Here is a 12,729-nt window from a genome sequence, read left to right on the forward strand (position 1 = left end):
AATGGGCATGGGTCTGGAGTTAAACACAATGATCGTGACAAAAGGCAGGGAAGAGCGTTTAGAGGAAAATACCTTTCAACTGGTGAAACAAGGGTACCGGCTATACCCGATGGAGATACCGTTAGAAGTGAAAAAGACCAGGGATGGAGATGCGAATGGGATTGCGGAAGTAACAAGACTGCAGTGGGAAGGCGGGGAGACCGTCATTACATATCAGCTGAAATCACTGAACAGTACGAATTAATAAGAGAGGCGGGCCCTGTTATGGGGCCCGCCTTTACATCTGCTGTCTGATTAAACGTTTGTTGGTCCGCCTTTGGATTTAATTTCTTCAGGCACGTTAGAGAATTTATTGAAATTATTTTTGAATTGTCCAGCAAGCTCTTTCGCTTTTTCGATGTACGCTTCTTCATCAGTCCATGTTTTGCGGGGCTGAAGTACTTCATCAGGTACACCGGGTACATGAACAGGAATTTGCAGTCCGAATATATCGTCCACAGCTGTTTCTACATTCGCCAGTTCACCTTCAAGAGCTGCCTGCACCATCGCACGAGTGTAGGAGAGCTTCATTCTGCTTCCGACTCCATATTCACCGCCGGTCCAGCCTGTGTTCACCAGGTATACTTGGGCGTTATGTTCATCGATTTTCTTTCCGAGCATCTCTGCATAAACTGTTGCAGGGAGCGGCAGGAAAGGAGAACCGAAACACGTTGAGAATGTCGCTTGAGGAGACGTAATGCCTCTCTCTGTACCAGCCAGTTTGGATGTATATCCGCTCAAGAAATGATACATCGCCTGCTCTTTTGTCAGCTTGCTGATTGGAGGGAGCACTCCAAATGCATCTGCAGTAAGGAAGATAATTGTATTAGGATGTCCTGCGACACTTGGGTCAACGATATTGTCAATTGCTTGAAGCGGGTATGCGGCACGTGTATTTTCAGTCAGTGTGCTGTCCTCATAATCAGGTATCCGCGTATTTTCGTCCATCATGACATTCTCTAGGACAGAGCCAAACCGTATGGCATCAAAGATCTGCGGTTCTTTTTCGCGTGTAAGATCGATGGTTTTGGCATAGCAGCCGCCCTCGATATTAAACACGCCATTAGGAGACCATCCGTGTTCATCATCACCGATCAAGCGGCGGTTCGGGTCAGCTGACAGAGTGGTTTTTCCTGTACCTGAAAGACCGAAGAACAACGCTACATCGCCTTCCTGTCCAACATTTGCAGAACAGTGCATGGAGAGGATATCATTCTCAGGCAGCATGAAGTTCATGACAGAGAAGATGGACTTCTTCATTTCACCCGCATACTCGGTACCCCCGATTAGAACGGTTCTTTTTTCGAATGAAACAATGATGAAAGTCTCAGAGTTTGTTCCATCAACAGCTGGATCAGCTTTGAAGGTAGGGGCGGAAATAACCGTGAACTCCGCTTGATGGTCTTTCAGTTCCTCGGCCGTCGGACGGATGAACAACTGATGAGCAAACAAATTATGCCATGCGTACTCGTTCACGACCCTGATCGGCATGCGGTATTTTGGATCTGCTCCGGCAAATCCTTTGAATTCAAAGATTTCTTCTTTTTCTTGTAAGTATTCGATCACTTTATTATAAAGTTTGTCAAAGCTTTCTGCGGAGATCGGCTGGTTAACCGGCCCCCATTCAATTTTATCTTTTGTCGAAGGCTCTTCAACTGTGAACTTATCCTGTGGAGAACGGCCAGTATATTTGCCTGTCTCTGCACGGACAGCACCTGAATTAGTCAGGATTCCTTCATTCCGATTCAAAACCTTCTCAACTAATTGAGGTACGGATAATTGTACTTTCGTATTTTTTCCATTTAATAATTCATTTAGTTTATTAGACAGGCTAACTGAAGTCATATGAACTAACCTTCCTTTGTACTGTATTTATCGCTCTCCCCTTAATCATCCCCTATTAAAGGAAGAGCTTTTATTTTTAGATACCCCTTTGTTTCTCAAAAATAGTATAACACAATAAATCCATTAGTCTATACTAATTGAATAATTTTTAAACGTTGTTTAAGAATTGTAATAATTGCCCATTTGAAATTGGTGCCTGTTAATACTGATTTTGTCTGTAAAACAATGAAATAAATATACATTTTTTAAGAAAGAGGAATAATTTGTATTAAGTTATGCTATTACGAGGATGTCAAAATGTTACCGTTTTCAAAACGATTCTTATATTATATAGGAAGTTTCGAGGAAATTTAAAGTGAATAAACTCACTTTCTTAAGGAATTTTTCAACTTTTTGAATGAACTCCATATACTATTGAGATTCAATGATCCTTGCATGATTAGCCAGAATATTTGGTGTAAAAAAATAGTGTTGACACGTTTTGACAAAGTACGTTAATATTGACCATTGAACGGATACTCTTATTCCGAGCTGGTGGAGGGACAGCCCCAATGAAACCCAGCAACCTGCTTGAAGGAAAGTGATTTTCCTGAAAGCAAAGGTGCTAATCTGATGCAAGGCACTGCCTTGATCAATAAGAGTGAAAGGCGCGGTTTGATCACAACCTTTCCTCTTTTATGATGGGAAGGTTTTTTTTATTGGAATGATCTCAGCTGAAAGTCTTTTGATAAGGTTGTTTTGTAGAAATCGCTGCTTTCGGAATCTGACAGGCAGCAGCTCATTTCTTTCATGCCAACTGGGATTTTTCCAGTGAAACATGAGTGAATTCTTTCGAATAAATAGTAAATTGCAACAAAGTTTAAGAAAGAGCCTTTGATAAAATGCTGATGTTTACTTCATACTACTAAGGGAATGAGTACCGTGATTGCAAAATGAGAACAGGCCTGGATTCTGTTCTGTTAAATTATTTTTTTCTAAAAGGGAGGAACACCGATGTCAAAAAAACGTCGTCTGTTTACATCTGAGTCCGTAACGGAAGGACATCCAGATAAAATTTGTGACCAAATTTCCGATTCAATCCTAGATGCAATTCTAACAAATGATCCGAATGCACGTGTAGCCTGTGAAACATCCGTTACAACGGGCCTTGTTCTGGTTGCTGGTGAAATTACAACAAGTACTTATGTAGATATCCCGAAAATCGTCCGCGAAACAATCAGAGGGATTGGCTATACCCGCGCGAAATATGGTTTCGATGCTGAAACGTGTGCGGTGTTGACTTCCATCGATGAGCAGTCTGCAGATATTGCGATGGGTGTTGACCAGGCACTTGAAGCCCGTGAAGGACAAATGAGCGATGAGGAGATCGAAGCTATCGGCGCCGGTGACCAAGGCCTGATGTTCGGTTTCGCTTGTAATGAAACGAAAGAGCTTATGCCTCTTCCAATCTCACTGGCTCACAAGATTTCCCGCAAACTTACTGAGGTACGTAAGGATGATGTCCTTCCATACCTTCGTCCAGATGGTAAAACCCAGGTAACGGTCGAGTATGATGAAAACGATAAGCCTGTCCGCATCGACACAATCGTCATCTCCACTCAGCACCATCCAGAGGTTTCCCTGGAGCGCATCCAACGTAACTTGAAAGAATATGTCATCGATCCAGTTGTACCAAAAGAGCTGATCGATGAAGAAACAAAATATTTCATCAATCCAACAGGACGTTTCGTTATCGGCGGCCCTCAAGGGGATGCTGGACTTACCGGCCGTAAAATCATCGTGGATACTTATGGCGGATATGCACGTCACGGCGGAGGGGCTTTCTCCGGTAAGGATGCAACAAAAGTTGACCGTTCTGCTGCATATGCTGCACGTTATGTTGCGAAGAACATCGTGGCAGCCGGCCTTGCTGACAAGTGTGAAGTTCAGCTTGCCTACGCAATCGGTGTAGCGCGACCTGTCTCTATCTCTATCGATACATTCGGAACTGGCACAGTTTCTGAGGATGCTTTGATTGAAGCGGTAAGCAACAATTTCGACCTTCGTCCTGCAGGAATCATCAAGATGCTGGACCTTCGCCGTCCAATATACAAACAGACAGCTGCTTACGGCCACTTTGGCAGAAGCGACCTGGATCTTCCTTGGGAGCGCACTGACAAAGCTGAGATCCTTAAACAGCAGACGCAGGCATAATACCATATCCATTTAAGCCCGGAGTTTACTGCTTCGGGTTTTTTGGTACAGAAATATATTGATAGTATGGGGTTTGGCCTCGGATGGGGTGTTTCAGTGCATACTCAGCCACGAGAGTGTGGTGGATTGGCAAGGTGGGTGGGAGTTCCGTTGCTTACTCACATACAAAAGAGTGGTGGATTTGCAGGTGAGTCGGTGTTTCAGTACTTACTCGCATTTACAAAAGAGGATTGGATTGATAGGTGAAAGGGAGTTCCGTTGCTTCCTTATATACAAAAGAAGAGAGTTATTTTGTTCACTAAAACTAAAAGGAGGTGAATCTTGATCTCCCTCCATTTAGCCTTATAAAGCTCTCACATGTCATCCGGTAGACGTTTGACAATCTCGCCTAATCAACCCTATGCCCTGTTAAACTGATTTTTAAGATTGTGCCACCATAAATGTCTTCCTTTCCAAACACGTGGAAAGGAGAACTTCCAGTCTATTCCCGCTTTCCCTTCACAGAAAGAATAACTGGAAGGGATAATGGGTAAAAAACAGTAGAATCTATTAGGAGAGAGGTTTTAATGATTTGTAGTACTGCCCTTTCTCGGCGTACTCCCTGGAGATCCGTTTCATCTCGCTGATATCATGGTCATTGAGTTCCCTGATCACTTTGGCCGGTCTGCCGAATGCCATGCTGTTTGGAGGGATCACTTTTCCGGGCGGGACAAGGCTCCCTGCGCCAATGAAGGCACCTTCACCAATTTCGGCATTATCCAGGATGGTTGATCCCATTCCTATCAGAGCCTTCTTCCTGATTTTACAGGAATGCAGGATGACACTGTGGCCAACGGTTACTTCGTCTTCAAGGATCAAGGGGTTGTCCGGGCTTTGATGCAGGACCGAGTTGTCCTGGATATTGACTTTGTTTCCGATGATGGTCGGGGCGACGTCCCCGCGGATGGATGTGTTGAACCAGACAGAGGATTCTTCGCCAATTTCGACATCACCGGTGATCGTTACATAATCTGCAATATAAGCGCTGCCGGCGATCTTTGGTTTTTTACCATAATATTCATAAATCATTTTGCTTCTCCTTTCAAAAGCCAGTTATAATTAATCTTAATAAATTTTATCATACTATTGAAAGACGCATTAAGGAGGAATAGCCATGTGGAAATGGGAAACTGAACAGGAAGCGAAGGCGGTCATTGTCATCATTCATGGTGCGATGGAGCATCATGGCCGATACGGGTGGCTCATTGAAATGTGGCGGACATCGGGGTATCACGTCATCATGGGGGACCTTCCGGGGCAGGGGATGACTTCAAGGGCACAAAGAGGTCATATTGACTCGTTTGATGAATATATCATTGAAGTGAAAGACTGGGTCCAGGCTGCATACCAATTTGATTTGCCTGTCTTTGTCATTGGGCACAGCATGGGCGGGCTGGTAGCAGCCAGATTGATGCAGGAATCACATATCAATATTGCCGGCTTGGTATTATCTTCTCCATGCTTAGGGCTGGTGAATTCGATTCCAAAACCGCTGGATCTTTTTTCGCATATATTAAATAAGGTGGCGCCTCATGTGAAATTTTCCTCCGGCCTGACGATTCACCAGGCTACACGGAATGAAGAAGTGAGGGAAATCGACAGCAATGATTCCTTATATGTGACCAAGGTATCGGTCCGCTGGTACAGGGAGCTTGATCATGCAATCAAGCAGGCTTTTGCCAATATCCATAAAATGCCCGATGTTCCTTTGTTGGTCATGCAGGGCGGAGATGATAAGATTGTAGACAAGACTCTTGTGAAAAAATGGTTCAATGAACTGTCACTTTCCGAAATGCATTATAAAGAATGGCCGAAGTTATATCATGAAATCTTTAATGAACCTGAACGCGATGAAGTATTCGAATATGCGAAAAATTTTGTTGAAACAAGGTTGAAAGCAATCGGGTATGTCGTTCAGGATTAATTCCTGGAGAAACTATCGAGAGGTGAAGTATATGTCCATTCCCACTCATCCATTTTCATTGATGAGCCAGGTTTATCGAAAGGTCTTCCCGATTGTCCACAGCGAGCTGGCCCATTGGACCCAGAAAGCTGAAGCGATCCCCAATGAAGAACTGAGGACCCAGGCTCTGGCAAGCATCAAACATAAAACCTTCCATTGCGAAGGAGGCTCGATTCTGGCTCTGCTGGCCATGGGAGAGAAAAACAAGGCGATTAAATTCATTGTGGCCTATCAGACTATAAGCGACTACCTTGACAACCTCTGCGACCGCAGCACATCACTGGATCCTGCGGATTTTTCAGCACTTCATGAATCCATGAAAGATGCCCTGACTGTCGGCGCCCCGCTGAGAGAGTATTACCGCAACAGAGAGGATCAGAATGATGGAGGATATCTCGCAGGGCTTGTAAAGACATGTCAGTCCGTTTTATCAGAAGTGCCGGGCTATGCGTCCATCAAGCCATATCTGCTTGAATTATGCGATTATTATTGTGATCTGCAAATACATAAGCATGTTACACATGAAGAACGTACGGACAGGCTGAAGAGCTGGTTTTATCAATATAAAGAGTCTCTCCCGGAAATGGACTGGTATGAGTTTTCGGCCTGTTCCGGTTCCACTCTGGGGATTTTCTGCCTTGTATCGTATGGATTGAGGGAAGATTTTGAGAGTGTCCAGGCAGATTCCATCCGCAACGGATATTTTCCGTATATTCAAGGTTTGCATATCCTGCTTGACTACTTTATCGATCAAGAAGAAGATATTGAAGGCGGAGACCTGAACTTCTGCTTCTATTATGAGAATGAAGAGGCACTGAAACAGAGGCTGCTTCACTTCCTGCAGAAGGCTGACGAAAATACGAGCCAGCTCCCCCATGCAGATTTTCACAGGCTGATCAACAAAGGACTCATCGGAGTGTACCTATCAGACGAGAAAGCCTGGAAGCAGCAAAAGGTACATACTTTCTCCAAAGAGTTCCTCAATGCTTCCGGATGGGTAACGAAGTTTTTCTATTTTAATGGGAAACTTTATCGAAAGCTGCAAGGCTGGAAGAAGAGTTCCTGAAGACTGTAGAAGACCAGAAATTCTGGTCTTCTTTTTTTGCTTTTGGGGACCTTTGAATCTGATAAAAGGGGAATGAATCCATGGATGTATTTTAATTAGTATTTTTATAGAATAAAAGTTTTATATTTTTCTAGTCTTTTTTACTATTTTTCGTGTGTCGAAACATCCAGAGACCTAGTATTTTTAAAAAATACCTAGTAAAATAGATTCCTTTTATTCTGAATAGATGTATTTTTCAGAATAATAAGGTATATTTACATTTGTTAATTCAATATCACAATTCATTTACATAAGGGAGGATATACGTTTGAAATCTCGTAAGATGTTATCTTTGGCAATGACAGCAGCCATGAGTATCAGTGCATTTGCGGTTCCTGCGTCAGCAAGTGGTGTGGTACCGGAGAATGTGCTGGCAAAGCCAACTAAGGAAGTTCACCATCACTCCAGCGGTCCAATTGATTTAGGGATTGCAAATGATGAGCGCTTGATTGAGATGTTGAAAGAGGAAGGAAAACTTGCAAAAAATGCAACACCAGCAGAAGCTGAGAAGGCATTAAAAAAATTCCTTGCTAAGAAAGCCGATGCAGCAGCTAAGCAAACAGGCGGGGAACTGGAAGATGAGGCGGCAGAAAGCAAAGCAAAGCTGCAAAAAGAAATGAAAAAGAACAGTTTCACAAATGGAAAAGGAAACAAGCTGGGCAAAGCAAAGAAGAATACCCCAGATGGAGTTGAAGAAGAAGAATACAATGGCGAAAAGCGTACTGATAAAGTTTTGGTGCTTCTGGTTGATTATCCGGACAAGCCTCATAACACGATCACCCCGGATGAAACAGATATGTATTATGATGGTGAGGATGCATATTCAAGTGAACATTACCAGGACATGCTGTTCGGTGACGGCGGCTGGACTGGCCCTGATGGAAAAACGTACGTATCAATGAAACAATATTATGAACAACAGTCCGGGGGCAGCTATTCTGTCGAAGGTGAAGTAGCAGGCTGGTATACAGCAAGCAAACCTGCTGCAGCGTATGGTGCTAATGATCCCCAGCCGGATGGAAGCGACGTGAACGCACGTGGACTTGTTAAGGAAGCATTGGAAGCGGCGGCTGCTGATCCAAGTGTAGACCTTGGTGAATATGACCAGTGGGATCGTTATGATCTTGATGGTGATGGAAATTATTTAGAGCCGGATGGTTTAGTTGATCATTTGATGGTCATTCATTCCGGGGTTGGTGAAGAAGCTGGCGGAGGATCTCTTGGAGGAGACGCCATCTGGTCTCACCGCTGGAATCTTGGCAGTATCTTCCCTATCGCAGGATCACCTTCTCCTGAAGTGGATTATTGGGGTGCCGACTCGATGTATGCCTATGATTACACAATCGAGCCTGAAGATGGTGCGGTTGGGGTTATGGCCCATGAATTCGGTCATGACTTAGGTCTTCCTGATGAGTATGACACACAGTACACAGGTACAGGAGAAGCTGTGGCTTACTGGTCGATCATGGCCAGTGGAAGCTGGGCTGGTGATATCGGAGGAGCTCAACCGACGGGATTCAGCCCTTATGCTAAAGAAATGCTGCAGAATTCAGCAGTCGTAGATAATGAAGGAACCAAAGGTAACTGGTTATCAGGTACAGAACTGAATCTTAATGAAATTGACGGAAATGGCTTGGAAGTCCTTCTCGACGAAGCAGCAACTAAAGGTACGAATAATGATGTTGTTAAAGTGAATCTTCCACAGAAAGAAACAGTCATCACTACACCTGCAAGCGGTGATTTAGCTTATTTCTCTGGCAGCGGAGATGACTTGCACAATGTTCTTTCCGCCAAAGTGGACCTGACAAATGCCGCCACTGCGAAATTTAATTTCAAAACCTGGTACGATATTGAAGAAGACTGGGACTATGCATATGTAACAGTAAACGGAGAACCGGTTGAAGGTGCCATCACAAGGAACACGAATCCAAATGACGCTAACCTTGGAAATGGTATCACTGGTTCGTCGGATGGCTGGATTGATGCTTCCTTTGATATTTCAGCGTATGCAGGACAGGAAGTTGAAATCGCAATCGAATATGTCACTGATAGTGCGGTATCTAATCCTGGTCTATTTGCAGATGATCTATCAGTTGTTGTAGATGGGGAAGAAATTTTATTTGATGATGTTGAGGGTGATGCAAAGTTCACTTTGAACGGCTTTGAACAAAACGATGGAATCAATCGTTCAGAACATTACTACTTGCTTGAATGGCGCAGCCACAACGGTGTGGATGAAGGTCTTGCAAACATCCGCCGTGGCGACAGCCTCATGACATATGATGACGGCCTGGTTGTTTGGTATGTTGATAATCTCTATGGTGATAACTGGACTGGGGTACACCCTGGTGAAGGATTCCTTGGAGTTGTTGATGCCGACCAGCATACTAATTTCTGGAGCGATGGTTCGGTTGGATTTACTCGCTACCAAATTCATGACGCAGCCTTCAGCCTTGATAAATCTGAAAAGATGTTCCTTGATTACAAAGAGCTGCTTGGCTTGACGATGAAGGACAACCATACAAAACGCAATCCGCTGTTTGATGACAGTGCAGATTACAGCAATAAAGATATGGTTGATGCAGGAAGAAATGTACCTAATTATGGCTTGAACTTCCGTGTTGTTGGACAAAGTAAAGACGGGACAGTAGGTAAAGTGCTGCTTTATAAAAAATAAGAAGATAACTGTTAAAGGGTGAGGGCCAAAAGGCTCTCGCCCTTTAAGCATGTTATTGGACATTTTCATCCTTCAAATTGATAATAATAGGCACAAGTAAAAGATTGGAAGGAGTTGTTGATGGGGTGGTTTTAAAACTGAGTGTATTAGATCAATCCCCGGTAGCAGAAGGGATGAGTCCTGAAGCAGCTCTTCAAAATACAGTGAAGCTCGCACAGTACGTGGAAAGGCTGGGATATTCACGCTTCTGGGTCTCCGAGCATCATGACTCGAACACGCTTGCCGGTTCTTCACCGGAGGTCCTGATTGCCCACCTGGCGGCCAAAACAGAGAGAATACGGTTGGGATCCGGCGGCGTGATGCTCCCTCACTACAGCGCTTATAAAGTTGCAGAAAACTTCCGGGTATTGGAAGGCCTGAACCCGGGACGTATTGACTTGGGTATCGGGAGGGCTCCCGGGGGAATGCCCAGAGCATCCCTTGCTTTGAATAATGGGAGCTACCGGGATGTGAACCAGTATCCTGAACAAATTGATGACCTGCTTGGTTATCTCAAGGATGACTTACCTGACACCAACCCGTATGAAGGTCTTCAAGCATCACCTCTAATCGGGACCCAACCGGAAGTATGGATGCTGGGCTCCAGCCCATCCAGCGCTATGCTGGCGGCACAGAAGGGACTGCCCTATACATTTGCACAGTTCATTAACGGCGAGGGCGGTCCTCAGTACACCAGTGATTATCGAAAGAATTTCGTTCCTTCCAAGTTCCTGGATAAACCAAGAAACATGGCTGCAGTTTTTGTCATTTGTGCAGAAACTGATGAAGAAGCAGAGAGGGCGGCATCCAGTATGGACCTGTCTATGATCATGATGGAGCAGGGAATGCGTTCAAATGGGACACCAAGTCCTGAAAAGGCAGCAGCTTATGATTACAGTCCTTATGAACGAGCAAGAATCCGGGAAAATCGGAAACGCATGGTAGTCGGGAATCCGCAAAAAGTGAAAGAAAGGCTTCTGAAGCTGAGTGAACAGTATGAAACGGACGAAATCATGCTGGTGACCATTACCTTTGACTTTGAAGAAAAGCTGAAGTCCTTTAAGCTGGTGGCGGATGAGTTATTATGATGAATACAGGTGCAATAGGAGAAAAAAGGGATGACCCGCAAATGGGCATCCCTCATCTTTTTTCCAAAGCTATAATGAATGGTGGATTGTTTAGGCCGTTCATGAATTGATATCGAAGGACATGGACATAATTTTGATCAAGCCTTTCTACATATCTCAGGATATAGTCCCGCTCAACTGCACCTTCACGGTGTCCATGGTAAATAACCAGAACGATGATTCCTTCCGGGGCCAGCATATCCAAAAGGGTCTCGATTGCTTTAATCGTCGTTTTCGGCCGGGTCACAACTGTTTTGTCACCGCCGGGAAGGTATCCCAGGTTAAAAACCGCCCCGGTCACTTTTCCGTAATGAACCGGCGGGACTACACTGCCGACTGTTTCGTGTCCCTGTTTAAAAAGTGTCACCCGGTCCTGCAGTCCATGTGTTTGAAGCCTTTCCCTGGTATTGAATATTGCTTCTTCCTGGATGTCAAAACCATATACCCGTCCATTCTCGCCCACAAGCTGTGCAAGGTATAGAGTATCATGGCCGTTGCCGAGAGTGGCATCAATGGTGATATCCCCTGGTTTAACAGCACTGGATAGCAGATTGCGTGCAAATGGGAGGACCTTTTCAAGCTTCATACTTCCACCCCCGCTTTATAAAATTTTGCCTGCCAGCTGTCTCTGCGCTGCAGCTCAGCATCAATGGCATTCAGGACATTCCATTTGTTCACACTCCACATCGGCCCGATCATCAATTCGATCGGTCCGTCCCCGGTGATTCGGTGCACAATCATTTCGGGAGGAAGAATTTCAAGCTGGTCGCAGACAAGGCTTACATAGTCATCAAACGACAGGAAATCAAGCTGTCCTTTTTCATATTGTTTTACCATTGGGGTGCCTTTCAGTAAATGAAGAAGATGGATTTTGATTCCTTGGACATCAAGCTTGGCAACCTCTTTGGCTGTTTCCATCATCATATTGTAATCTTCCTGCGGCAGGCCGTTTATAATATGGGAACAGACTCGGATCCCATGTTTTCGCAGCTTATTTACACCTTCTACATAACATTGATAATCATGTGCGCGGTTGATCAGGCCGGCTGTTTTTTCATGGACAGTCTGCAGGCCAAGCTCGACCCAAAGGTAAGTCCGTTGATTCAGCTCAGCAAGGTATTCAACAACATCATCCGGCAAGCAGTCAGGGCGGGTGGCAATCGAGATGCCGACGACACCTTCCTGCTCCAGGACCACCTCATATTTTTCCCTTAGTTCTTCTACAGGGGCATGGGTGTTGGTGAATGCCTGAAAATAGGCCATGTATTTGCCATCTTTCCATTTCCGGTGCATCCTGTCTTTAATATCGTTAAATTGCTTTTCAAGCGGATCGACCCTGCTGCCGGCAAAATCACCGGAACCTGCCGCTGAGCAAAATGTGCAGCCGCCATAAGCAGCCGTACCGTCCCTGTTGGGGCAGTCGAATCCTCCATCAAGAGCCACTTTGAAAACTTTATGTCCGAAAAAATTCCGCAGATGATAATTCCATGTATGATACCGCTTTACATCCGCAGCATATGGAAATGGGTTTGTCTTTTTCGTGACAAACACCTCCTTAAGTCTCTCTCTGTAGTGATGATAGAAGCCATTTTACCATGAAAGGGCAGTATATCCAATTACAGCAGAGTTACAGTTCATTCAGGAAAAAATTTCTACTGATGATTCCGTTTTTATAACAAACAATAAACACAGAAGCATAGCT

10 protein-coding genes and 1 riboswitch are annotated in these 12,729 nt (G+C 44.6%); of the genes, 6 read left to right on the forward strand and 4 right to left on the reverse strand.

The genetic code is table 11. The features are described from left to right. The first annotated feature begins 1 nt into the window (after position 1). Complete coding sequence (locus D3H55_RS07125) at positions 2-244, forward strand: DUF2584 domain-containing protein (protein WP_119546211.1); 243 nt, start codon at positions 2-4, stop codon at positions 242-244. Between the two features lie 50 nt (positions 245-294). On the opposite strand, the gene pckA is transcribed toward D3H55_RS07125, so the two are convergent. Then, on the reverse strand, positions 295-1,884 hold the full coding sequence (pckA, locus tag D3H55_RS07130) for a phosphoenolpyruvate carboxykinase (ATP) (RefSeq protein WP_119546212.1): 1,590 nt from the start codon (positions 1,882-1,884) through the stop codon (positions 295-297). A 518-nt stretch (positions 1,885-2,402) separates the two neighbouring features. After that, positions 2,403-2,525, forward strand: a riboswitch (SAM riboswitch). A gap of 352 nt (positions 2,526-2,877) precedes the next feature. On the opposite strand from pckA, the gene metK reads away from it, so the two are divergent. Beyond that, positions 2,878-4,077, forward strand: coding sequence for a methionine adenosyltransferase (metK, locus tag D3H55_RS07135; protein WP_119546213.1), 1,200 nt, complete (start codon positions 2,878-2,880; stop codon positions 4,075-4,077). A 549-nt stretch (positions 4,078-4,626) separates the two neighbouring features. Here metK and D3H55_RS07140 read toward each other — a convergent pair. After that, the gene (locus D3H55_RS07140; RefSeq protein ID WP_119546214.1) at positions 4,627-5,145 is read right to left on the reverse strand and encodes a gamma carbonic anhydrase; all 519 of its coding nucleotides are present in this window, start codon (positions 5,143-5,145) and stop codon (positions 4,627-4,629) included. 85 nt (positions 5,146-5,230) lie between these two features. Here D3H55_RS07140 and D3H55_RS07145 point away from each other — a divergent pair, with 85 nt between their 5' ends. The 4 genes from D3H55_RS07145 to D3H55_RS07160 all read left to right on the forward strand — a co-directional run bounded on the left by D3H55_RS07145 (position 5,231) and on the right by D3H55_RS07160 (position 10,988). Further along, positions 5,231-6,040, forward strand: coding sequence for an alpha/beta hydrolase (locus tag D3H55_RS07145; protein WP_119546215.1), 810 nt, complete (start codon positions 5,231-5,233; stop codon positions 6,038-6,040). A 31-nt stretch (positions 6,041-6,071) separates the two neighbouring features. Next, complete coding sequence (gene tbcS, locus D3H55_RS07150; protein ID WP_119546216.1) at positions 6,072-7,145, forward strand: tetraprenyl-beta-curcumene synthase; 1,074 nt, start codon at positions 6,072-6,074, stop codon at positions 7,143-7,145. A 322-nt stretch (positions 7,146-7,467) separates the two neighbouring features. Continuing rightward, a complete protein-coding gene (locus tag D3H55_RS07155) occupies positions 7,468-9,861 on the forward strand; it encodes an immune inhibitor A domain-containing protein (protein WP_496109694.1) in 2,394 nt (797 codons plus the stop codon). Positions 9,862-9,986: 125 nt separating this feature from the next. Then, complete coding sequence (locus D3H55_RS07160; RefSeq protein WP_119546217.1) at positions 9,987-10,988, forward strand: LLM class flavin-dependent oxidoreductase; 1,002 nt, start codon at positions 9,987-9,989, stop codon at positions 10,986-10,988. Positions 10,989-11,040: 52 nt separating this feature from the next. Here D3H55_RS07160 and mnmM read toward each other — a convergent pair whose 3' ends face one another. Together mnmM and mnmL are read right to left on the reverse strand one after the other, a co-directional pair. Next, positions 11,041-11,613: a tRNA 5-(aminomethyl)-2-thiouridylate-methyltransferase MnmM gene (gene mnmM, locus D3H55_RS07165; RefSeq protein ID WP_119546218.1), complete on the reverse strand. Its 573-nt coding sequence runs from the start codon at positions 11,611-11,613 to the stop codon at positions 11,041-11,043. Continuing rightward, positions 11,610-12,578, reverse strand: a complete 969-nt coding sequence (mnmL, locus tag D3H55_RS07170; RefSeq protein WP_119546219.1) for a tRNA modification radical SAM protein MnmL/YtqA — start codon at positions 12,576-12,578, stop codon at positions 11,610-11,612. The genes mnmM and mnmL overlap by 4 nt, the downstream gene beginning before the upstream one ends. Between the last annotated feature and the right edge of the window lie 151 nt (positions 12,579-12,729).

It is taken from the genome of Bacillus salacetis (genome assembly GCF_003581585.1).
GTDB classification, from domain to species: domain Bacteria; phylum Bacillota; class Bacilli; order Bacillales; family Bacillaceae_B; genus Rossellomorea; species Rossellomorea salacetis.